We start from the raw sequence: 22124 nt of genomic DNA on the forward strand, positions 1-22124 counted from the left end.
CCCATGCCCTGCCCGCATCAACACACAGCCCGCGCCGGGAATTCCCGACGCGGGCTGGTGCCATCGACCGTGCCGGCGATTACTTGCCGTCTTTCACTTCGGTGAACTCGGCATCGACCACATCGTCAGGCTGCGCCGAGCCGCCCGGCGCAGACTGCGCACCGGCGTCAGCCGAGCCAGCGCTCTGGGCTGCAGCCTGCAGGGCCTGAGCGGCCTGCTCCAGCTTCTCCACCTTGGACTCGATCGCCGCCTTGTCCTCACCGTCCTTGACCTTTTCCAGATCGGACAACGCGCCTTCGATGGCGGAAAGCTGATCGGCCGGCACCTTGCCGCCATGCTCCTTCAGTGCGCTGCGGGTGGCGTGCACCAGTTGATCGGCCTTGTTGCGGGTGGCCACCAGTTCGTGGAACTTGCGATCCTCTTCCTTGTTCGCCTCGGCATCGGCCACCATGCGCTGGATTTCGTCCTCGGACAGGCCCGAACCGGCCTTGATCTCGATCTTCTGCTCCTTGCCGGTCTTCTTGTCCTTGGCCGACACATGCAGGATGCCGTTGGCATCGATGTCGAAGGTAACCTCGATCTGCGGCATGCCCCGCGGCGCCGCCTCAATGCCCTGCAGATCGAACTTGCCCAGCGACTTGTTGGCGCTGGCACGCTCGCGCTCGCCCTGCAGCACGTGCACGGTCACAGCGGTCTGGTTGTCGTCGGCGGTGGAGAACGTCTGCGCCGCCTTGGTCGGCACCGTGGTGTTCTTCTCGATCAGCTTGGTCATCACGCCGCCCATCGTCTCGATGCCCAGCGACAGCGGGGTGACGTCCAGCAGCAGCACGTCCTTGACCGTACCGCCCAGCACGCCGCCCTGGATCGCCGCGCCAACAGCGACAGCTTCATCCGGATTGACGTCCTTGCGCGGATCCTTGCCGAAGAAGTCCTTCACCGACTCCTGCACCTTGGGCATGCGGGTCTGGCCACCGACCAGGATCACGTCGTCGATATCGGACACCCGCAGGCCAGCGTCATTCAGCGCGGTGCGGCACGGCTCGATGGTGCGCTTGACCAGCTCTTCCACCAGCGATTCCAGCTTGGCGCGGGTCAGCTTGATGTTCAGATGCTTGGGGCCGGACGCATCCGCCGTGACATACGGCAGGTTCACATCGGTCTGATGGTTGGTGGACAGCTCGATCTTGGCGCGCTCGGCCGCATCCTTCAGGCGCTGCAGCGCCAGCGGATCCTTGCGCAGGTCGATGCCCTGCTCCTTGTTGAATTCGTCGACGAGGTAGTCGATGACGCGCATGTCGAAGTCTTCGCCACCAAGGAAGGTGTCGCCATTCGTCGCCAGCACCTCGAACTGCTTCTCGCCATCGACTTCGGCGATCTCGATTATCGACACGTCAAACGTGCCGCCACCCAGGTCGTATACCGCGATCTTGCGGTCACCGCCCTTCTTGTCCATGCCGTAGGCCAGTGCGGCCGCGGTCGGCTCGTTGATGATGCGCTTGACGTCGAGACCGGCGATCTTGCCCGCGTCCTTGGTCGCCTGGCGCTGGCTGTCGTTGAAGTAGGCCGGCACGGTGATCACCGCTTCGGTGACCGTCTCGCCGAGGTAATCCTCGGCGGTCTTCTTCATCTTCATCAGCACTTTCGCGGCGATCTCCTGCGGCGCCATCTTCTTGCCGTCGGAGGTCTCGACCCAGGCGTCGCCGTTGTCGTGCGCGACGATCTTGTACGGAACGATGTGCAGATCTTTCTGCACTTCGGCATCGGTGAACTTGCGGCCGATCAGGCGCTTCACCGCATAGAAGGTGTTATTCGGATTGGTCACGCTCTGGCGCTTGGCCGAGGCACCGACCAGCACTTCGCCATCCTTGTTGAAGGCGACGATGGACGGCGTGGTGCGATCGCCTTCCGAATTCTCGATGACCTTGGCCGACGTGCCGTCCATCACGGACACGCAGGAATTGGTCGTACCCAGGTCGATGCCGATGATCTTGCCCATGTGTAAGCTCTCCAGATTTCTTGGTGCGGCCCCCGCGGCCGCGATGGTTTTCAAATGGGGGTCTGCACGGGTGATTCAATGCCGGCAAGGCCCCGAATGCGAATTCATGCGGTTCGCCGGCATGCCGTTCAGGCAGGCGCCAGCGAGTCCATCGTTCAGTCCCTGGCCACCGCCACCAGCGCTGGACGCAACAAACGATCATTCAGCACGTAACCCTTTTGCAGCACGCGGACCACCGTCCCCGGCGCCTGTCCGTCGGCCTCGACCATGCTCACGGCGTGGTGACGCTCGGGATCAAGCGGCTGGCCCAGCGGATCGACCTGCGCCATGCCGTGGTTCTCGGCCACCTTGAGCAAGGCTTTCAAGGTCAGGCCGAGACCTTCGCGCATCGAGGTGAGATCGCCACCCTCGATCGCCAGACCGCTCTCCAACCCGTCGTAGACTGGCAACAGCTCGCCCAGCAGCTTCTCGTTGGCGAACCGGCGGGCCTGCTCCAGGTCGCGGTGCAGGCGGCGGCGCTGGTTCTCCAGCTCGGCGTGCTCGCGCAAGACGGTCTCGCGCAATTCGGCGTTGCTGGCTTCCAGTTCGGCCACGCGCGCCTGCAAGGCCTCCAGCTCGGCGCTGGCCAGATCGGCCGGATGGTCCTCAGCCGACACGTCGCCCGATGAACCCGGATCATTGTTCTGCATGTTCACTCCAAACGATTGTCGAGGCCGGCAAACCTGCCGACCGTCCCTATTTTGCGAGAAACCCCGCCTCCCGCAGCGGTTATAAGGTCATGGCAGCGCGATTCAAGGCGTCGCTGAGCAATCCGGCGGTGGCCTGCACCACCGGGATGACCCGTTCGTAGGCCATCCGGGTCGGCCCGATCACGCCGACCGCCCCCAGCACACGCCCCTGCGCGCCGTAGCTTGCGGTCACCACGCTGCAGCCATCGAGCGCGGTGAAACCGGATTCCTCGCCAATGAACAGGCGCATGCCCGGGGCGCGCGCGCAGACTTCCATCAATTGCAGCAATTCATTCTTCTGCTGGAACGCTTCGAACAGTTCGCGCAGTCGCTGCATGTCGGCCAGCTCGGCGTAACCCATCAGATTGGTCTGCCCGCTGACCAGCATGTCAGGGCCAGCCTGAGCGTCAGTGGCCGGGGCGAACGAGGCGGTCGCCAACTCGACCGTGCTGGCCAGCAACTGATTCAGCTCGCTGCCCGCCTTGCGCACCTCGGCCAGCAAATGGGCGCGGATATCGTCGACCCGGAACCCGACAAAATGGCTGTTGAGATAGTTGGCGGCGCGCTCCAGCTCGCCACCGCCAAGCGGCTTGGCCAGTTGCACGATGCGGTTCTGCACCTGGTTGTCGCTGAACACCAGGATTACCAGCACCCGGGCATCCGGCAGCGATACGAAGTCGATATGACGCAACGGAAAGTCGGCCTGGCGCGGCACCGTGACCACGCCGGCGAAGCGGGTCATCGCCGACAGCAAGGTGGAGACATTGCCGAGCAGGTCACGTGTGGTGGTCGGTCCAGGCGGCAGCTCGCGTTGCAGCCGGGCCATGTCTTCGCGGGGCAGCGGCTGCAACTCGATCAGGCTGTCGACGAACAGGCGCAGGCCGCGCGGCGTCGGCACCCGACCGGCCGAGGTGTGCGGCGAGGCGACCAGGCCGGCGTCTTCCAGATCGGCCATGATGTTGCGGATGGTCGCCGCGCTCACCTCAAGGCCGGAGGAACGCGACAAGGTGCGTGAGCCGACCGGCTCACCGTCTGTCAGGTACTGCGCAATCAGCGTCCGCAACAGGTTGCGTGCGCGTGCGTCGAGGTCGTGGCCGTGGCCGTGGTGGTTCGTCATGCTGTGTGTTGCAGTCCTTGAGACCACACAGAAATAAGGTCTGCGCGCTTGCCTTGCAAGTGGAACCTGTCCAGCAGGTCACACGCTCCCGCTACAATCCCGTCATTCCCTCATCAAGCCAGCCATGCTCACTTCGCTCTACGTCCGTCATTTTGCCGTTGTCGAAGCCGCCGAAGTCGCCTTTGGCCCGGGTCTGACCGTGGTCAGCGGCGAGACCGGCGCCGGCAAGTCGCTGCTGGTCGACGCCCTGATGCTGCTGACCGGTGCCCGCGCCGACAGCGGGATGGTGCGCGCCGGCAGCGATCGCGCCGAACTGGCTGCCGAATTCGATCTGACCGACCTGACCGAGGCCCGGGCGTGGCTGGCCCGGGAGGAACTGGACGAGGATGGCGGCTGCCAGCTGAGGCGGGTGATTCGCGCCGAAGGCAGCTCCAAGGCCTGGATCAACGGTCGTCCGGCCAACGCCCGTCAGCTCGGCGAGCTGGCTGGCATGCTGGTCGAGATCCATGGTCAGCACGAACACCAGGCGCTGCTGTCCCGTCCCCACCAGCTGGCCTTGCTTGACGCCTACGCCGGCCACGACGACCTGCTCGCGCAGGTGCGCGACAGCGCGCTGCAATGGCGCGAACTGGCCGCTCGCATGCGCAAACTCAGCGGCGGCGATGATCGTGAGCAACGCATCGAACTGTTGCGCCACGAAATCGAAACGCTGGAAAAATGGTCCCTGCCGGCCACCGAACTGGCTGAGCTGGAGTCGAGCCACAGGCGGCTGGCCAATGCCGGGCGACTGGCCGAAGGCAGCGCCGGTGTGGTCGAACTGCTGGATGGCGACAGCGAGTTCGCGCTGCGCCGTGCCTTGGTGCGGGCGCATGCGGAATTGGGCAGGCTTGCCGCGCTCGACGACAAACTCGCCCCCCTGCTCGACTTGCTCGACAACGCCGGCATCCAGCTGGCCGAAGCCGCCGACGGCCTGGCCCGATACGCCCAGGATGTCGATCTCGATCCTGAGCGTTTCAGCGAAGTGGACAGCCATCTGGCCCGCCTGCACGAGCTTTCACGCCGGCACCGACTGCCGGTGGTCGAGCTGCATGACAAGCTGGTCGCCTTGCGCAGCGAGTACGAAGAACTGGAAGGCGCGGGTGACGCGCTGGAAGCCCTGGCGGCGCAAAGCCAACGACTGCAGACGGCCCATGCGGAGGCAGCCACCAGGCTGAGTGAGGCGCGCTCGGCCGCTGCCAGTCGACTCAGCGACGAAGTCAGCACCTTGATGGGCGAGCTGGGCATGGCCGGTGGCCAATTGAAGATCGAGCTGGAGCGTGCGAACGTCACGGAACCGGATCCGCAAGGCCGCGAACGCTGCGAGTTCCTGGTCAGTGCCAATCCCGGCCAACCACCGCGTGCATTGCGCAAGGTGGCCTCGGGCGGCGAGCTGGCACGCATCAGCCTGGCCATCGAGGTCGCCACGCTCGGCAAGGACACCGTCGGCAGCATGATCTTCGACGAAGTCGATACCGGCATTGGTGGTGCGATCGCCGAGGTGGTCGGGCAAAAGCTGCGCGCTCTCGGCGCGCAGCGGCAGGTACTGTGCGTCACCCATTTGCCGCAGGTTGCCGCGCAGGGGCACGCGCATCTGCGGGTCAGCAAACACAGTGAAGACGACTCCACTCGCACCCGCATCGAGAAGCTTGATGCCGCAGGCCGGCGCGACGAGTTGGCACGCATGCTGGGTGGCCTGGAGATCACCCGGGAAACCAAGGCACACGCCAGGCAGATGCTGGAGCGTGCCCAGGCGGACTGAGCCGACGGACGTCCAATCAGCCTGCAGGCGTCAGCAGTCCTCGCTCGCTGGCCATTCGGTATAGATCCAGTTCCGAGCCGGCACCCAGCTTGCCCATCAGGCTGGCGCGATGGATGTAGACCGTCTTCTGGCCAATCCCCAATTCCGCCGCCACCTGCTTCGGAGTGAGGCCGCCGGCCAACAGCAGGAATACTTCGCGCTCGCGCGCGGTGAGGCGGTTGACCGGATCCAGGGCCTCATCCGAGCGACCCGCCCGTCGTTGACGCAAGTCTGAGCTCAGAAAGCACTCACCCTGCATCACGGCACGCAGACCGGCCACCAGTTCCTCCGGAGCAACGCCCTTGGTCACGTAACCGCTGGCACCCCGACGCAGCGCCTCGGACACGTACGGCTCGCCGTCATGCATGCTCAGCACCACGATGCGAGCCTGGGGGTGGACGCTGAGGAGATGCTCGATCAGCGGCAAGCCGCTGCCATCGGGCAGAGACAAGTCCAGGGCAACCAGATCAGGGCGCCAATGACCGACGGCCTCGACCGCGTCGTCGGCGCTGCGGCATTCGGCGACCACGTCGAGATCAGATTCCATCTCGATCAGTCTCTTGAAGCCCTCGCGAACGATGGCGTGGTCATCGACCAGAACAATGCTGTACATCGGCCTACTGTACACAGAGCCGGCCCCCTTCTGCACATTCGTCGATGGGTCGGGTACGGGCGCAAGGGCGAGCGCCGGCGCAAGGCACGCATGTAACATCCGTGCATGCACACAAAATCCCTGCATTTGCCCGACTCCGGACCCCTCATCGCCGCGGGCTATCTGCTGCTCTGGCTGCTGCTGTGGTCTACCGTCCAACCGTACTGGATGCTGCCTTACGGCCTGCGCTTCGGAACCTTGCTGCTCACGCCGGTCCGCTACTGGGGCTGGCTGCTCGGCGCGGAGCTGACGGCAACCACCGGTATCGCGCTGGCGCATGGCATGCCGCTGGGTTGGCTGGGATTTGCGATCAACGAGATTCCCGAGCCGCTGGTCATGGCCGGCGGTCTTTGGTTGCTGCGCCGATTCAACCTGCATGCCAGCCTGCAGAGCCCCCAGGAGGTGACCCGCCTGTTGCTTTCGGTAGTACTGGTGGTTGCCGCCACGACGGCGGTCGATGCGGCCTTGCTCGCCTTGGTCAGCACACCAAGTTCTCCCGAATTGATGGCGCGCATGCTGGGCGAAGAACTGCTCAGCCAGTACCTCGGCATTCTCCTGATCGTGCCGTTGATGATCATGCTGTTGCGCACGCGAATCGAGCAGCGCGCCTTGGCCAGCCTGGTCATGGACGGGCTGCTGGTGATGCTGCCTTCGATGATGATCCTGCTGGTGTTGTCCGAGCAGGCCGCGCCGCAACCGCAATTCGCCCGGGTCCTTTCACTGGCTCCGGTGCTGTTCTTCGCTTTCCGCCATGGCTGGCGCGGGGCCAGCCTGGCGATGCTGATCACCAGCCTGGGCTTGACGCTCGTCGACCAGCACCTGGGGCACGCACCCACGACGGCAGCCGCCTACCTGTTCCTTGCGGTGGCGGGCACCGGCGCCCTGATGCTGGGTTCAGCAACGGATGCATTGCGCCGCAGCAGCGCGCGGGTTGCCGAGCAGAATGTCTACCTGGGCGCCGTCAACCGCCGTCTGGATCAACTGGCTCACCAACTGCGTGACGCCGCCCGCGGCAATCTGCAGGCGGACGAAAACCAGCGTCGTCATCTGGCCGCCGAACTGCATGACGAGCTGGGCCAGAACATCACGGCGATCCAGACCCACGTCAAACTGGCGCAGGCGCGCCTGCGTCAGGCGGGGATGGAAGACATCAGTGCATCGATAAACACCATCCTCGCGCACATGCGGCGAGCCCTGCATCGGCTGCTCGATGACTTGCGACCCGCTGTGCTGGACGAATTCGGGCTGATGCGGGCGCTCGACGAAGGTCCGATTCGCGACCTGCTGAATGCCGCGGGGATGACATACCACACCCAGTTGCATGGCGACCCGCGCTTGCTGGATGACGATACGCGCACCGCGATCTACCGGCTGGTACAGGAAAGCGCGACCAACGCGGTCAAACATGCCAAGGCCAGCGAGTTCAGGCTGCGCCTGCGTATCGGCGAGCGCCAAGGCATCGCCGTGGCGCTGCTGGACCTGCGCGACGATGGCGCAGGCCTGCCCAGCCGACTGCCCCGCGGCGGTCGCGGACTGCAAGGCATGCGCGACCGCGTCACTTCGCTGGGCGGGCAGTTTCGCCTGAGGCCGGCCGCCGCCGGCGTTCATCTACGCATTTTGCTGCGAAGCAGCATCAACTCTGCCGAGGGATGACCCCGGACTAGGAATTTTTCCGATACCGCAAACGTGAAGCTCTCGTTACGATCGGTTCATCGATGTGGGGGAGCCGCCATCGCAAGATGGCGGATCAGGGTTGCCGTGGGGACGGTGGCCCTGAAACAACGGCAGGATGCCGTTTCGCCGCTACCTGGCGGAGTCACGAAGCAAGCGCGAGCCATTCGCCTTGCCGATCGACAGGTAGGGGAGCAGCCGCGGGCGGACAGGAGTCCTCCTCGCGGCTTTTTTATGCCTGCGATCCGCCTTTAAGCCGCAGGCCGTGACCAGCAATGGCCCACCAGTGAGCATTTCAGCTTTTGCGGGCGCGGCTCTTGGGTCTGACGTAAAGCACAAGGTTGTGATCTTCGATCACATAACCGTGCTTCGCGGCGATCTCGTGCTGGAGACGCTCGATCTCCTCGCTGACGAACTCGATGACCTTTCCGCTGTCCACATCAATCATGTGATCGTGGTGCTTGCCCCGATCAAGTTCGTAGACGGCCTGACCACCCTCAAAATTGTGTTTGACGATGATGCCCGCTGCCTCGAACTGGGTAAGCACCCGGTAAACGGTTGCCAGCCCGATGTCTTCCTGATGGGCGAGCAGTTTCTTGTAAACATCTTCGGCACTGAGGTGCTGCACGCCTTCTTCGTCGAAGATCTGCAAGATGCGCATGCGCGGGTGCGTTACCTTGAGGCCGACCCTGCGCAGTTCTCTGGTTTCCTGTTCCATGCCTCACTCCCGCACACGGCGATCTTGAGCCGGTAGTGTATCATCCGACACCTTTACGATCCGGACGCAACAAGCATGCAAAAGCTGATTACCCTGCTGGTTTTCGCCATGCTGGCGCTTTCTGTCGCCGGCTGCCACATCGTCTACAAGCCTGACGTGCAGCAAGGCAACCTGCTCGACAAGAAAACCGTGGATCAGCTCAAGCCCGGCATGACCAAGCACCAGGTGCTGGTATTGATGGGCACGCCGTCGGTCACCACCCCGTTCGACCAGAGCCGTTGGGACTATGTGTCCACTTTCTCCCATCGTGGCGCCGCCATGAAGGTGCGCACATTCACGCTCACTTTCAACAACGACACCTTGGTGCGTACCGAAGGCGATTTCTTCGCGCAGGACGCCCAGCAGTTGGTCAAGGACAGCAAGAAGTACAACGCAGGCTATCCGGCGACTGAAACCGAAGGTGACAAGAGCACTTCGCCCGACGACAAGAAGAACGATGGTGGCTTCGGACAGGGCAGTAACGACGGTCATTGACGGGGTTGCCCGCCACATCCCCGGCTCAGCGGGCACGTCGTCGTCGCGCCTCCATCGGGTCGAGCAGCAAGGGACGGTACAGCTCGATCCGGTCGCCTTCACGCAAGACGTGATCCATCGTCACCTTGCGTGAAAATATGCCGACGCGTGCGGCATCGATCGTACCCTCGGGAAGCATATCGGCAATCCCTGACGCTGCAATGGCCTGCTTTACGGTGGCGCCCGGAACAACCCTGGTCTGTCGCTGCTCGACGTGATCCGAGCCCACGAAGACCACCTCAACGCGGATCGTGGATTCAGCCATAGACGCGCTCTGCCTCGCGACAGAAATCATCCACCATGCGTCCGGCCAGGCCCTGGAAACCCAGCTTCAGCGCACTGCCACCGAGCCGGCCGGCATAGTCGAAGTCGAGCGCAAAGGCGATCTTGCAGCCTGCATCGCCAAGAGCGACAAAGTCCCATACCCCTTCGAGGCTGCGGAACGGACCATTGACCAGATCCATCTTCAGGCGCTGTGGCGGATCAATCGTATTGCGCGTGGTGAAGCTCTGGCTGAATCCGGCGAACTTGAGATCGAGTCGTGCCACCAGCACATTCTCCGACCGCTCCAGAATCTCGGCACCAGCACACCAGGAGAAGCGCTTTGGGTATGCTTCAACCTCATTGACCAGGTCGAACATCTGCGTCGGCGAATATTTCACCAACGCACTGCGACGAATTTCGATCACGACAAGCCTCGATGGTCTTTGCATTCATCCATGAATGCGAGAATCAACAAGCAGCCATCCACGGCTGCACATTTCAATGAGTCCGTTTCCGCAGGGAAAGGGCCAAGCACTGGGTGAAGCGCCCGAGTTTAACGGACATGGCCAAGGCAAAGGACAAGGACAACAAGGGAGGCGGAACCATCGCGCTGAACAAGCGCGCCCGTTTCGAGTACCACATCGACGAACGCTTTGAAGCGGGCGTTGCGCTGCAGGGTTGGGAACTGAAGGCGCTGCGCGCGGGACGCATCAATTTCGGCGACAGCTATGCGGTGGTGCTGAAGAATGAGATCTTTCTCGTCGGCACTTCGATCCCGCCATTGATCAGCGCTTCCACCCATGTCATCGCCGAAGACCGGCGCACCCGCAAGCTGCTGCTGCATCGCAAGGAAATCGATCAGCTGGTAGGCGCCGTCGAACGCAAGGGCTACACCCTGGTGCCGACCGCGATGTACTGGAAGGGCAACAAGGTGAAAGTCGAGATCGGCCTGGCTCGCGGCAAGCAGGAGCACGACAAGCGGGATACCGAAAAGCAGCGCGATTGGCAGATCGAAAAGCAGCGCACCATGCGTTCGCACAATCGCGCCGCCTGAATTCGGCATGATCTCAAGAAAAAACCCCCGATCGCTCGGGGGTTTTCTTGTTGGTGGAGGTGGCGGGAGTCGAACCCGCGTCCGAAGGCGTTAAATGCCCGGATCTACATGCTTAGCTCACCGTTCGATCTCGTTCCGCGACAAGTACGGTGGGCAAAACGCACCGCGGAACCAGCCTGATTGATTTGACCTAGAACCGCCAGGCGGCAGCGTTCGGCGATCTCATGATAATGACCCTACACCGACAAGCATGAGCACAAGTGGGTTCGGGGCTTACGCCTTAAGCGGCGAGAGCGTAGTTGTCGTCGTTGGCAACTATGAGTTTGCTGCTGGATTTACGAGGAAAGCTGCCCCCTCGGCATGCACCAAGTCATCTCACTACCCCCGTCGAAGCCAGGACACCCCCGGGGAAATCGATATGACCGTCGCAGTATATGGGGGCAACGTTCGCAACGCCAATGCCCGTGCAAACAAATGACTTCTGCCTCAGGTACGCCATGCAGTCCTTGATCTCGATCAAGCTGGTGTTGTTAGGTCATTCATGCAACGTCTATACTTGGTGGCTTGCAAGATCCCGTATCCGTCGCACTCGTGGGAAAGACCTCGATGACTCGATTGCATTTGCTTGGCCTGGTTGTGGCCACTGCCCTGTTCGCCACGGTGAACGTCCATGCCGAAGGCGACAAGGCCGCCGGTCGCAAGCTGGTTTACACCTGTGCTGGCTGCCATGGCGTACCGGGCTACACCAACGCCTATCCGCAGTATCCGGTGCCCAAGATCGCCGGTCAGAATGAGCAATACATCGTCAATGCGCTGAACGGTTACAAGGCCGGCGACCGCAAGCATCCCACCATGGGCGCGCAGGCGCAGAGCCTGTCCGACGCGGACATCCAGAACATCGCTGCCTATCTTTCCAGCCTCGCCAAGTAGTCGCCAAGGATTTCACGCATGAATCGTGTGCTTACCCTGCTTTCCGTCGGCGCCGTGCTGGCGTTCGCTTCCACCCAGCTGCTTGCCAATGGCAACGCCGAGAACGGAAAGCAGAAGGCTGCAACCTGTTTCGCCTGCCACGGCGTCGACGGCAATTCGGTCGACCCGCAGTATCCGCGCCTGGCCGGTCAGTACAACCTGTATCTTCAGCGCGTGCTGCACGAGTACAAGAATGGAGAGCGTGACAACCCGATCATGAAGGGCATGGTCGCGACCCTGTCCGATCAGGATATCGAAGACGTTGCCGCGTACTTTTCGAGCCTGCCCAGCAAGCTGGACACACTGAAAGGTCACGTGGGCGGCGCCAAGTAAGCCGCTTTCCCGCCTGTCCACGAAAAGGCCCGCATGCGCGGGCCTTTTTGTTGCGGGGACCCTTGTATCAGGCGATTGCCGATTTTCCCCCGGCCTCGCTGTAGTAAGGTTTCTCACCGCCGGCATGATCGGTCGCGTCACGTACCGCGGTGATCTCCGGCACGCGTTCACGCAGCGTCTTTTCGACACCCTGCTTCAGCGTCACGTCGACCATGCCGCAGCCATGGCAGCCGCCACCGAACTGCAGCAACACCACGCCGTTGGCGTCGATTTCCAGCAGGCTCACCCTGCCCCCGTGCGAAGCAAGTTTCGGATTGACCTCGGCCTCCAGCACATAGCGCACGCGCTCGATCAGCCCAGCTTCCACCCCGGGAACGTCGCCCTTGATCTTCGGCGCGCGGATATTCAGCTGGCCACCGGTCGTATTCGGCTCGAAGTCGATACTGGCCCCATCGAGCCAGCTGGCGCTGCCTCCATCGACGTGAAAGTCGAACCCGGCGCACTCGATCGTCCATTCCCCGCCAGCGAGGTCAATCGGCTCGCAGAACTCGAGCTCGCAGTTTGCCGCGGGCGTGCCGGGCGCTGTCACGCGCAGGCGAATCCCGAGCCCGTCGATGCCTTGTTGTGAAAGAAGACGCAGAAAGTGCTGCTGCGCACGCTCGGAAATATCAATCATGCCTGCTCCAGTGCCACACATACCTGACATCGGCCAGCCGCGCCGACGAAACAGCACCATTTTAGTCCTGTTTAGGCCTTCCTGCGCGCTTTGACTTTTACGCGCGCAACTCCGAACCTTCGCGTCCGCCACCTTGAACGCGATGGAGACACGCATGAATGCCCACGAACTTTCGACCAAGCATTGCCAGGCGCGCAAAGGCAAGGAGCACGCACTGGATGCGGCGGACATCGCCGAACTGTTGCAGCGACTGCCCGGCTGGAAGCTGGCCAATGACGGCAAGGCCATCGTCAAGGACTTCAGGTTCCCGGACTTCCACCACACACTGGGCTTCATCAACGCGGTGGGTTTCATGGCCAACCACGAAGACCATCACCCGGACCTTGAGGCAGGCTACGGCCATTGCCAGGTGTTGTGGTCGACCCACGACGTCGGCGGACTGTCGCTCAACGACTTCATCTGCGCCGCGCGGCTGGAAGCACTGCTGGCGCGCTGATCAGAAATCAGTGCGGGACTTCTCGCGGGTATAGACCAGCCGCTTGCCCTTGACGGCAAGCGTGTCGAGGAAAATCTTCAGGTCTTCCGGCAAGGGCGCGGAGAAGCTGTATGCGCGTCCATCCAGGTCGAAGCTCATGTGCGCCGCGTGCAGGAACATTCGCTCCAGTCCCATTTCGCGATAGCGCTTGTTCATTTCGCGATCGCCGTACTTGGGATCGCCCGCCAACGGGTGCCCGATGTGCGCCGCATGCACGCGGATCTGGTGTGTGCGGCCCGTTCCCAGCGTGGCCTGCATCAGTCGGGCGCTGGGATATTGCTCCATTTCGCGAAAGAAGGTCAGCGACGGCTTGCCATGGTCGGCGACCCGGACCATGCGCTCACCGCCCTGCAGCACCGACTTCAACAGTGGTGCGTTCACGTCGAACTTGGCCTTGGAAGGGTGCCCCAGCATCAGGCACAGATACTGCTTGCTCACTTCGCCTGCGCGAATCGCAGCCTGCAACCCGGTCAGTCCAGCCCGGGTCCGGGCAAACACCAGCACACCGCTGGTATCGCGATCGAGTCGATGTACCAGTTCCAGGTGCTCCTGCGGCCGAGCCGCGCGCAGCAGCTCGATCGCGCCATGACTGACTCCGCTGCCACCGTGGCTGGCCACGCCCGAGGGCTTGTCGATGACCAGAAAGTGCTTGTCCTCGAAGATCACCGCATCGGCGACCGAGGAAACCAGCCCCCTGCCGGGAGCCTGTCCTTCCGGCCGCTCGGCAACCCGCACAGGTGGAATACGCAGCGTATCACCGTCGACGAGACGGGTGTCGGGCTTGGCCCGTTTGCCGTTGATGCGAACCTGACCGGTACGCAAGATCCGATAAATCATGCTCTTGGGGACCCCCTTGAGCAGGGTCATGAGCGCATTGTCGATCCGCTGACCGTCCCGCTCGGGGCCGATCACGACTTGACGTACACCGTGAGGTGCGTCAGGGGAAGTTGCCGTCTGCATTGAAAAAAGCCTGCTGAAATAGGATACTCCGCGGGCGCCACATGCAGCCCATCGAAGTCTGGATCGGGTCGTGTGCCACCCCGTCACGTCGGCGAGGATTGCTCCGGTTGCCTAACGGCAACCGATGGCGACTCCCTTTCATCGTAACGGTTTGGGCCGCTGTTTGTACGACGCCTTTCGCGGCTTCGTGGCGGCAGGTGCAGCTGACCGAATCATCCCGACGCCGGAAACGGTGCCGGCTTTTTTGCCGCTTAACCGCAGCGGCGCGATCCCCGGCAGGCCGCCACAGTGGCGCCACCGCGGCACGCGACGCGCGGCCAAGCCGAGGATTACCACCATGAAACGTATGTTGATCAACGCGACTCAGCGTGAAGAGTTGCGCGTGGCCATTGTTGATGGCCAGACCCTGTACGACCTGGACATCGAGATCCCTTCGCGGGAACAGAAAAAGTCCAATATTTACAAGGGTCGAATCACCCGGGTTGAGGCATCACTCGAAGCCTGCTTCGTCGAATATGGCGCCGAACGCCACGGTTTCCTGCCGATCAAGGAGATCTCCCGCGAGTATTTCACCGCCGGTCTGGATCCACACAAGGCGAACATCCGCGAACTGATCAAGGAAGGTCAGGAAGTCGTGGTGCAGGTGGAGAAGGAAGAGCGTGGCAACAAGGGCGCTGCCCTGACTACCTTCATCAGCCTGGCCGGTCGCTATATGGTGCTGATGCCGAACAACCCGAAGGCCGGCGGCGTTTCCCGCAGGATCGAGGGCGAAGATCGGCAGGCGCTGAAGGAAGCGCTGGACCACGTCACCGTACCTGACGATGTTGGCCTGATCGTGCGCACCGCCGGCCTCGGTCGCGATGCCGAAGAGCTGCAGTGGGACCTCGATTACCTGCTTCAGTTGTGGAAGTCGATCTCCGAGGCGGCCGGCAAGCAGAAGGCGCCATTCCTGATCTACCAGGAATCGAAGCTGTTCATCCGCGCCCTGCGCGACTACCTGCGCAGCGACATCGGCGAGATCCTGATCGACGACGAGTCGCTTTACAACGATGCCCGCGACTTCATGCAGCAGGTGATGCCGAATGCCCTGCGCAAGTTGAAGCTCTATCGCGACGACACCCCGTTGTTCACCCGCTACCAGATCGAAACGCAGATCGAGAGCGCGTTTGATCGCCAGGTGCGCCTGCCGTCGGGTGGCTCGATCGTGATTGACCAGACCGAAGCGCTGACCGCCATCGACGTGAACTCGTCGAAGGCGACCAAGGGCAGCGACATCGAGGAAACCGCGTTCAATACCAATTGCGAAGCGGCCGTGGAGATCGCGCGCCAGGCGCGCATCCGTGACGCGGGCGGCCTGATCGTGATCGACTTCATCGACATGGACAGCCCGCGCCACCAGCGTGAAGTGGAAGATCGACTGAAGGATGCGCTCAAGCTCGACCGCGCTCGCGTGCAGATCGGCCGCATCTCGCGGTTTGGCCTGCTCGAAATGTCGCGCCAGCGACTGCGCCCCAGCCTCGGCGAGGCCAGTCAGATCACCTGCCCGCGTTGCGAGGGTCACGGTCACATCCGCGGCGTGGAATCGCTGTCGCTGTCGACCCTGCGCCTCATCGAAGAACACGCGATGAAGGACAACACCGGCCAGGTGCTGGTGCAGGCGCCCTCCAGCGTGGTCAACTTCCTGCTCAACGAGAAGCGTGCGAGCGTGGTGGAGATCGAACTGCGCCACAAGGTGCACGTGATGATCGTGGCGGACGAGAAGCTGCAGACTCCGCACATCGAAATCCAGCGCATCCGCGAAGCGGACATGGGCGAGCACAGCAAGCCCAGCTACGAAATGCTGACCGCCGTGGAAACCGCCGAACTGCCGAAGATGGGTCAGACCCTCGGCAGTGGAGAACAGCCGGCTGTCAGCGGCGTGCTTCCGGCAAGCCCCGCCCCCGTGCGCGAAGAGGTCATTGCGACGCCGACGCCAAGCCGACCCGCCGCACCACGTCATGCGCCTGCGGCGGCCAAGGCCGTCGCCAGCGCTGCTCCTGCCGGCGGAGTCATTGCGCGCCTGCTGGGCTGGTTCCGCAGCGCGGAAACCACCGCTGCTGCATCGCCCTCCCCCGCTCGCAGCGAGAACAATGGCGACAGCAGCAATCGCAATCGTCGCGACGAGCGTGGCAACCGCAGCGGCACCGCCAACGCCAACAGCGGCGCCTCCACACGCCAACCGCGTCGCGAGGCGACAGCGCAGCAAAACTCGCCCAAGTCTGCCGCCCAGCAGCAGGCGCGCAGCAACCGCCAGCGCAACAACGAATCGCAGTCGCGCCCGGCCCAGCAGCAGCCGCAATCCCAATCCGCCAAGGCAGAGCGCCAGCCCAAGCCCGCTGCGACCGAGAACCTCCAGCCGCGCGGCGAACGCAAGCCAAACCCGCAACAGCAGCCGAAAACCGAGCGGCCACCGCGTGCGGTTGCCGAGCAGCGCCCCGCTGCAGCTGTGCCGGACGAAACGCCAAAAGACGCCGAGTTGCTGCTGCTGACCCCAGCGGATGAAACGAAGCCACCGCAGACTGACGACAGCGAAGCGGATACCGAAGCAGGCCAGTCGCGTCGTCGGCGTGGCCGGCGTGGTGGTCGCCGCCGCCGTCGTCACGACGAAACCGGCACCAACGCTACCGACATCAGTAGTGAGCAGGCCGAAGCGCTTGACGATGAGGATCGCGATGAAAGCGCAGCGACCCCGCAGCAACCGCTGGCGGCTCCCGCGCGCAACAAGCCTCCAGTCGTGGAGCCGTCATCAGCGGATGCCGATTCCGACCTGACTGCCGCTACCGAGCACGCCAAGGCGCCCGTCATTGAATCCAGAACGCGGCCGAACCAGGAAAACCCGGTACGCCATCCGGCTGACGACTTCACGCCGACGCCGGTTGCCGCAGTAGCTGCCTTCAACCTGCCGACGCTGCCGCCGATTCCGTCACAGGACGAATCCACGGCCTCGCGCGGCGACATGGAGCAACCTGCCGTCAAGGTGGAAGTCGCTGAAGCCAAGTCGACAATCGCTGCGCCTGAGGCGCTGGCTGCCAGGCCCGACAGCGAGAAGGCTGCTGGCGGGAAGGTCGAAGCGGAAGTCATGCCGGAAGCAAAGTCCGTTGCGGCAGAGGCGCCAAAGCCGGCGGCAAGCATCAGCCATCCGACGACGCATGCGGACACGGCAAGTGCAGCGGTCGGCGCGCCGGCAACGGCTGCCGAGGAAGTGGTTCCGAAGCTTGTGTCCGCGGCAACAACAACGCCAGTCGCACCGACAGCACCGGTTGCGGTCGAACCTGCGACGCCAGCTGCGCCGGCAGCCTCTGCCGATGCAGCAAGCGCCAAGGCTGAACCGGTGGCAAGTGCGCAGGTATCGCCGACGCCACCGACGCCGGCCAAACCGGCAACCGCCGACGATACGACCATCGCGGTTCCGATGCCCAAGCAGGGCGACCTGCTGGGCCTCAGTCCTCGCCCCGCGACAGTGACGGTAATCAATCGGCCGGCCGACCCGGAGGCGGTGGACGAACCTGCCTCGGACGTGTACGACAAGAGCGACAAGCAGGGCTGATGGCCAGATAGAAAAAACCGGACGAAAGTCCGGTTTTTTTTTATCTCTGCAGCGAAAGTCGTCAGTTGCGCGTTACGCTCAGTTGCCGACGTGATGGTTTGGTGTGTCAATCAGCCCGTGCACCGTCATCAGGTGGGCGAGACTCAGCACGTGATCGACGTGCAGCTTTTCCATCAACCGTTGCTTGTAGGTCGATACGGTCTTGGGACTCAAGTTGAGTTGCTCGCCGATCATCGTCAACGGTTTACCCCGAACCAGCATCATCGCCACCTCAAGTTCGCGGCTGGACAGCACATCGAAAGGCGATGCGCTTCCATCCAGCGTGGCGAGGGCCAGCTGCTGGGCCACGGCCGGGGCGAGATAGCGCCGGCCGCCAGCCACTTGGCGCACGGCCGAAACCAGCTCATCTGCGCTGCAACCCTTGGTGAGGTAGCCAAGCGCACCGGCATCCAGCAGGCGTTTGGGGAAGCGTGCATCGTCAACGACAGTCACGATCACGATATGCGTGGACAGCTTTGATCGGCCCACGCGTTCGGTCAGTTCGATCCCGCTCATCCCCGGCATGTGCACGTCGACCAGGGCAATATCCGGGGAGAGGGTACGGATCAATCGCAGGCCTTCTTCGGCCGTGCCCGCCTCGCCAGCGACGTGGATGTCCGATTGTTGCTGCAGGATCATTCGAAAGCCGGTGCGTACCAGCTCGTGATCGTCCACCAGAACCACATTGATCACGTTATTCCCTCCTTGGTTGGGCTGCATGAAAGTAGGCTGCATGACGCACCAATGCAAGTGGCGTCATGCTGGCAAGGCATCGCCGTAACCTCTCGTTCGGACATCAGTGACGCGCTCCCCTCACTCCGGCGCCGTCGCTACCGCTTTCAACTCAAGGATCGCGGACCTCAGGCCGCCAACGTCACCCGGCAATCGACTGCATGTGCCTCCGTCGCCACCGCATGGGTATAGCTGCCCAACACGATGGTGGAAGCTGGTCCGGGCATCTCCACACGGATATCCCTGCCAAGACGTTGATGTTCGTCTCGAGCCATCTCGCGTGCCAGCGTGATCGCCGGCCCCAGCTGCAGATCGCTGAACAAGGTGATGTGTTGCCGGCAAATGCTCCAGCCTCCGTTTGCCAATGGCTTGAGCAGAATCGTCACCATCACACTCCCTCCCTTCGGTGAGGCACCAGACAGCCTGCCACGCTCGGCCAGTGAATCTGCCGCTCGACTGACGGGGAATGTGACATGGGCACTGCGGCCGGTGATGTCAGTCGACACCCACGCTGATTGTGCGGAATGCGCCGCAACTTTCCCGTGACCGCTTGATCGAATGGTTTCATTGCCCTTGGCGCCCCCCCCATGGCCCGCCCACAAAAAAACCGCCCGAAGGCGGTTCTTCCGTTTGCAGTTTCGATCAGACCCGTCGAAACCTTCCATTGGTGCCCAAGAGGGGACTCGAACCCCTACGACTTGCGTCGCTACCACCTCAAGGTAGTGCGTCTACCAGTTCCGCCACCTGGGCAGGTGTGTTGCTTAGTGCTTGGCCGGCGGCGCGGGAGCTGCCGGCAACTCGCCCTGACCTTCGGTCGGAGCGGGGGTTGTCGCCGGCAGGGTTGCCGGTACGACCTTGTTGCCTGAAGCGGGCGCTGCTGCCGGGACTTCCGAACCTGCCGCTGGCACGGCCGGAGCGGCCTTGGTCGCTGCCGGCTTTTCGGAAAGCGATGACATCACGCCGAGATCCTGTGTATTGACCTTGGGTGCGCCGTTGCCATTCAGATAAATGCCCATGGCCAGGCTGAGCAGGAAGAACAGACCGGCCAGCACACCCGTTGCGCGGGTCAGGAACGTGGACGAGCCGCGCGCACCGAAAACGGTGGCCGAGGCACCGCCACCGAAGCCGGAACCTGCATCGGCGCCCGCTCCGTTCTGCAGCAGGATCAGCACGATCATTGCCGCTGCGATCAGAATGTAGAACACGCTGAAAATGACGAACATATGGTTTCTATTGAGCCTGTGACGCCTGGTGCGCCGCGGCGCAGATTCCAAGAAAGTCGGAAGCGGTGAGTGAGGCCCCGCCGATCAGACCTCCATCCACATCCGCCTGAGCGAACAATTCAGCGGCATTGGCCGCCTTGACGCTGCCGCCGTAAAGCAGTCGGGTCAGACGGGCAATCATAACATCTTCCTTTTCCAGTTGGCTACGGATGAAGGCATGCACTTGCTGCACCTGTTCCGGGCTGGCGGTGCGGCCGGTGCCGATCGCCCAGACCGGCTCATACGCAATGACCGCCGTATCAAAACTGGCTGCTCCGTTGAGCGACAGCACGGCCTGCAACTGGCGCGAAATGACTGTCTCGGTTTCGCCTGCCTCGCGCTGTTCCAGCGTTTCACCGACGCACAGGATCGGTGTCAGACCGCCAGCGCGGGCAGCAGCAAACTTGCCTGCCACCAGCTCGTCGCTCTCATGGTGGTACTGGCGACGTTCCGAATGGCCGACGAGCACCCAGCGTGCACCGATATCCGCCAGCATCGCCGCCGAAACCTCTCCGGTATACGCGCCCTGCCCCGCGTGTGCACTGACGTCCTGGGCACCGACGCGCAAGCCGGAATCGGCCTGCTGCACGGCCAGTTCGGCCACATACGGGAACGGCGGAAAAACGGCGACATCGATGTCGTCCGGCATGCCGGCGGCAATGTCTGCCACCAGCGCATGGGCCATCGAGCGACTGCCATGCATTTTCCAGTTGCCGGCGACGAATTTCTTGCGCATGGTCTGCTTCTGCTGCGTTCAAACCGCAAGCTTAGCGAGGGGTCGAAGGAACGGCAAACGCGCCTGCCACTGGCGTCGTTCGACCTGCGTGGTCAAGAATGACGATCCATTGTCCGGAACGCACACGATGACTCGCCGCCCACTCAGTCTGATCACTGGCGCCTCCTCCGGCATCGGCGCCGAATTCGCCCGCCAACTCGCGGCGTTGGGGCATGACCTGGTGCTGACGGCACGTCGCGCCGAGCGGATGCATGCCCTTGCCGTCGAACTGCGCGCGGCGCATGGCGTGGAGGTCACCGTGCTGGCGCACGACCTCGCCGAACCGGCCGCGCCGCAGACACTTTGCGCCGAGCTGGAACGGCGAGGCCTGCAGGTCGACTGGCTGATCAACAACGCCGGCTACGGCGTGCCCGGCACCTTCATCGCCAACGACTGGAAAACGCATGCGGATTTTCTGCAGGTGTTGCTGACCGCACCCAGCGAACTGGCGTGGCGGCTGCTGCCAGGCATGCGCGAACGCGGCCATGGCCGCATCATCAACGTGGCCTCGCTGGCCGGACATGTGCCGGGTCCGGCCGGACATACCTTGTATGCCGCGAGCAAGGCTTATCTGATCAAGTTTTCGCAGTCGCTGTTCCTGGAGAACCAGGCGGCGGGGGTCCATGTCAGCGCGCTCTGCCCCGGATTCACCTGGTCCGAATTCCACGACGTCACCGGCACCCGCGACAAGATGGACAAGCTGCCCGGATTCATGTGGCTCACCGCCGAAGAGGTGGTACGCCAGGGCATTGCGGCGGTCGAGCGCGGCGACGCGGTGTACATTCCCGGCCGGGTCAACCGGAGCATCAAGCGGATCGTCCAGCTGATGCCGGATCGGCTGGCGATGTGGTTGTCGGCGCGCGAGTCCAGGCGCTATCGGAACACCCAGGTCTAGACCGGCCGCGCGGGCAGGCGTCGCCGCGTCCGCTATTGTTGAGCCCATCCTTCGTCACCGGCCCCCATCGACATGTCCCTGTTTCCGACACAGATGCGACCCCTGCCCTACCGCAAGCCTGTCGAGGGTCGCGACTACTGGGTGGTCGACAACGTGCTGCCGAATTCCGACGAAGTGCGCGCGCGCTGCCTGGCCAGGACTGACTGGGAAATGGGTTATCCGTACACCGGTGAAGTATGGCCGGGAATGCGCGCAACTCCGGCGCTGCTGGACGATGAACTGGCCATGCTGGACAAGCGGGTGTGTGAGCTGACCGGCGCGAAGAAGCTCTGGGTCGAGCAGACCGGGGCTGGCCTGCACCTCAATCACAACTGCGTGCAGGTGGTCGGCTCGGTCGAAGGCTCGGTCAAGCCGCACACCGATTCAACCAACCTGTGCCGCTACGCCGCCGTGATCTATCTCAACCCCGACGTGCCGGAACACTGCGGCACCAGCTTCTTTCGCCAGCGCATGCCGGGCGGCCAGCTTGGGGGCAACATCGTGATGCCGCCTAACCGCAATCTTGCCGAAGCACTGGGCAATCGCTTCGTCCAACCGAACGCCTTTGTCGAAGACGTGCGCGTCGCGCATCGCTACAACCGGCTGCTGGTCTACAAGGCCAACCTGATCCACAGCGCCAGTGCTTATTGGGGCCAGGAACTGGCGGCCAAGCGCATGACCGCCGTGTTCTTCTGGATGGCCTGAACTCGCGC

23 protein-coding genes, 1 tRNA gene and 1 other RNA gene are annotated in these 22124 nt (G+C 63.1%); 10 read left to right on the forward strand and 15 right to left on the reverse strand.

Annotated features, from left to right (window positions below; translation table 11 throughout):
- Window positions 1–79 precede the first annotated feature (79 nt).
- The 3 genes from dnaK to hrcA form a co-directional block, all read right to left on the reverse strand.
- On the reverse strand, window positions 80–1996 hold the full coding sequence (gene dnaK / locus ACQGNJ_RS08070) for a molecular chaperone DnaK (protein ID WP_426688724.1): 1917 nt from the start codon (window positions 1994–1996) through the stop codon (window positions 80–82).
- A 155-nt stretch (window positions 1997–2151) separates the two neighbouring features.
- Window positions 2152–2685 (reverse strand): nucleotide exchange factor GrpE, encoded by a 534-nt coding sequence (grpE, locus tag ACQGNJ_RS08075; RefSeq protein WP_426688725.1) that lies wholly within the window; start codon window positions 2683–2685, stop codon window positions 2152–2154.
- A gap of 79 nt (window positions 2686–2764) precedes the next feature.
- Window positions 2765–3841, reverse strand: a complete 1077-nt coding sequence (hrcA, locus tag ACQGNJ_RS08080; RefSeq protein WP_426688726.1) for a heat-inducible transcriptional repressor HrcA — start codon at window positions 3839–3841, stop codon at window positions 2765–2767.
- Between the two features lie 124 nt (window positions 3842–3965).
- Here hrcA and recN point away from each other — a divergent pair, with 124 nt between their 5' ends.
- A complete protein-coding gene (gene recN, locus ACQGNJ_RS08085) occupies window positions 3966–5639 on the forward strand; it encodes a DNA repair protein RecN (RefSeq protein ID WP_426688727.1) in 1674 nt (557 codons plus the stop codon).
- Window positions 5640–5655: 16 nt separating this feature from the next.
- On the opposite strand, the gene ACQGNJ_RS08090 is transcribed toward recN, so the two are convergent.
- Complete coding sequence (locus tag ACQGNJ_RS08090) at window positions 5656–6291, reverse strand: response regulator (protein WP_426688728.1); 636 nt, start codon at window positions 6289–6291, stop codon at window positions 5656–5658.
- 105 nt (window positions 6292–6396) lie between these two features.
- On the opposite strand from ACQGNJ_RS08090, the gene ACQGNJ_RS08095 reads away from it, so the two are divergent.
- Window positions 6397–7983: an MASE1 domain-containing sensor histidine kinase gene (locus tag ACQGNJ_RS08095; protein ID WP_426688729.1), complete on the forward strand. Its 1587-nt coding sequence runs from the start codon at window positions 6397–6399 to the stop codon at window positions 7981–7983.
- Window positions 7984–8296: 313 nt separating this feature from the next.
- Here ACQGNJ_RS08095 and fur read toward each other — a convergent pair whose 3' ends face one another.
- Window positions 8297–8719, reverse strand: coding sequence for a ferric iron uptake transcriptional regulator (gene fur, locus ACQGNJ_RS08100; protein ID WP_426688730.1), 423 nt, complete (start codon window positions 8717–8719; stop codon window positions 8297–8299).
- Between the two features lie 75 nt (window positions 8720–8794).
- Between fur and ACQGNJ_RS08105 the strand changes: the two genes are divergently transcribed.
- Window positions 8795–9253 carry an outer membrane protein assembly factor BamE gene (locus ACQGNJ_RS08105; protein WP_426688731.1) on the forward strand — a complete coding sequence of 153 codons (459 nt, stop codon included), beginning with the start codon at window positions 8795–8797 and terminating at the stop codon, window positions 9251–9253.
- Window positions 9254–9278: 25 nt separating this feature from the next.
- Here ACQGNJ_RS08105 and ACQGNJ_RS08110 read toward each other — a convergent pair whose 3' ends face one another.
- Both ACQGNJ_RS08110 and ACQGNJ_RS08115 read right to left on the reverse strand, forming a co-directional pair.
- The gene (locus ACQGNJ_RS08110; RefSeq protein ID WP_426688732.1) at window positions 9279–9557 is read right to left on the reverse strand and encodes an RnfH family protein; all 279 of its coding nucleotides are present in this window, start codon (window positions 9555–9557) and stop codon (window positions 9279–9281) included.
- Window positions 9550–9981, reverse strand: a complete 432-nt coding sequence (locus tag ACQGNJ_RS08115; protein WP_426688733.1) for a type II toxin-antitoxin system RatA family toxin — start codon at window positions 9979–9981, stop codon at window positions 9550–9552. The genes ACQGNJ_RS08110 and ACQGNJ_RS08115 overlap by 8 nt, the downstream gene beginning before the upstream one ends.
- Window positions 9982–10118: 137 nt before the next feature.
- Between ACQGNJ_RS08115 and smpB the strand changes: the two genes are divergently transcribed.
- Window positions 10119–10610 (forward strand): SsrA-binding protein SmpB, encoded by a 492-nt coding sequence (smpB, locus tag ACQGNJ_RS08120; RefSeq protein ID WP_426688734.1) that lies wholly within the window; start codon window positions 10119–10121, stop codon window positions 10608–10610.
- A gap of 51 nt (window positions 10611–10661) precedes the next feature.
- Here the strand turns inward: smpB and ssrA are convergent.
- Window positions 10662–11016: a transfer-messenger RNA gene (gene ssrA / locus ACQGNJ_RS08125) on the reverse strand.
- Between the two features lie 200 nt (window positions 11017–11216).
- Between ssrA and ACQGNJ_RS08130 the strand changes: the two genes are divergently transcribed.
- Both ACQGNJ_RS08130 and ACQGNJ_RS08135 read left to right on the forward strand, forming a co-directional pair.
- Window positions 11217–11540: a c-type cytochrome gene (locus ACQGNJ_RS08130; RefSeq protein ID WP_426688735.1), complete on the forward strand. Its 324-nt coding sequence runs from the start codon at window positions 11217–11219 to the stop codon at window positions 11538–11540.
- Window positions 11541–11558: 18 nt separating this feature from the next.
- Window positions 11559–11912 carry a c-type cytochrome gene (locus ACQGNJ_RS08135; protein ID WP_426688736.1) on the forward strand — a complete coding sequence of 118 codons (354 nt, stop codon included), beginning with the start codon at window positions 11559–11561 and terminating at the stop codon, window positions 11910–11912.
- A 67-nt stretch (window positions 11913–11979) separates the two neighbouring features.
- Here ACQGNJ_RS08135 and ACQGNJ_RS08140 read toward each other — a convergent pair whose 3' ends face one another.
- Window positions 11980–12588: an NfuA family Fe-S biogenesis protein gene (locus ACQGNJ_RS08140; protein WP_426688737.1), complete on the reverse strand. Its 609-nt coding sequence runs from the start codon at window positions 12586–12588 to the stop codon at window positions 11980–11982.
- Window positions 12589–12742: 154 nt separating this feature from the next.
- Between ACQGNJ_RS08140 and ACQGNJ_RS08145 the strand changes: the two genes are divergently transcribed.
- Window positions 12743–13084, forward strand: coding sequence for a 4a-hydroxytetrahydrobiopterin dehydratase (locus ACQGNJ_RS08145; RefSeq protein ID WP_426688738.1), 342 nt, complete (start codon window positions 12743–12745; stop codon window positions 13082–13084).
- Here ACQGNJ_RS08145 and ACQGNJ_RS08150 read toward each other — a convergent pair whose 3' ends face one another.
- The gene (locus tag ACQGNJ_RS08150) at window positions 13085–14083 is read right to left on the reverse strand and encodes an RluA family pseudouridine synthase (protein ID WP_426688848.1); all 999 of its coding nucleotides are present in this window, start codon (window positions 14081–14083) and stop codon (window positions 13085–13087) included.
- A gap of 337 nt (window positions 14084–14420) precedes the next feature.
- Between ACQGNJ_RS08150 and ACQGNJ_RS08155 the strand changes: the two genes are divergently transcribed.
- The gene (locus ACQGNJ_RS08155; protein WP_426688739.1) at window positions 14421–17669 is read left to right on the forward strand and encodes an Rne/Rng family ribonuclease; all 3249 of its coding nucleotides are present in this window, start codon (window positions 14421–14423) and stop codon (window positions 17667–17669) included.
- 78 nt (window positions 17670–17747) lie between these two features.
- On the opposite strand, the gene ACQGNJ_RS08160 is transcribed toward ACQGNJ_RS08155, so the two are convergent.
- The 5 genes from ACQGNJ_RS08160 to tpiA all read right to left on the reverse strand — a co-directional run bounded on the left by ACQGNJ_RS08160 (window position 17748) and on the right by tpiA (window position 20438).
- On the reverse strand, window positions 17748–18401 hold the full coding sequence (locus ACQGNJ_RS08160; RefSeq protein WP_426688849.1) for a response regulator: 654 nt from the start codon (window positions 18399–18401) through the stop codon (window positions 17748–17750).
- A 167-nt stretch (window positions 18402–18568) separates the two neighbouring features.
- On the reverse strand, window positions 18569–18829 hold the full coding sequence (locus ACQGNJ_RS08165; RefSeq protein ID WP_426688740.1) for a hypothetical protein: 261 nt from the start codon (window positions 18827–18829) through the stop codon (window positions 18569–18571).
- Window positions 18830–19105: 276 nt separating this feature from the next.
- Window positions 19106–19190 (reverse strand) — tRNA-Leu (locus ACQGNJ_RS08170).
- A gap of 11 nt (window positions 19191–19201) precedes the next feature.
- Window positions 19202–19663 carry a preprotein translocase subunit SecG gene (gene secG / locus ACQGNJ_RS08175; RefSeq protein ID WP_426688741.1) on the reverse strand — a complete coding sequence of 154 codons (462 nt, stop codon included), beginning with the start codon at window positions 19661–19663 and terminating at the stop codon, window positions 19202–19204.
- A 7-nt stretch (window positions 19664–19670) separates the two neighbouring features.
- On the reverse strand, window positions 19671–20438 hold the full coding sequence (gene tpiA / locus ACQGNJ_RS08180; protein ID WP_426688742.1) for a triose-phosphate isomerase: 768 nt from the start codon (window positions 20436–20438) through the stop codon (window positions 19671–19673).
- A gap of 127 nt (window positions 20439–20565) precedes the next feature.
- Between tpiA and ACQGNJ_RS08185 the strand changes: the two genes are divergently transcribed.
- On the forward strand, window positions 20566–21372 hold the full coding sequence (locus ACQGNJ_RS08185; RefSeq protein WP_426688743.1) for an SDR family NAD(P)-dependent oxidoreductase: 807 nt from the start codon (window positions 20566–20568) through the stop codon (window positions 21370–21372).
- A gap of 72 nt (window positions 21373–21444) precedes the next feature.
- Window positions 21445–22116 (forward strand): DUF6445 family protein, encoded by a 672-nt coding sequence (locus ACQGNJ_RS08190; RefSeq protein ID WP_426688744.1) that lies wholly within the window; start codon window positions 21445–21447, stop codon window positions 22114–22116.
- The last annotated feature ends 8 nt before the right edge of the window (window positions 22117–22124 follow it).

The organism is Rhodanobacter ginsengiterrae, assembly GCF_050026815.1.
In the GTDB taxonomy this organism is placed as follows: Bacteria; Pseudomonadota; Gammaproteobacteria; order Xanthomonadales; family Rhodanobacteraceae; genus Rhodanobacter; species Rhodanobacter ginsengiterrae.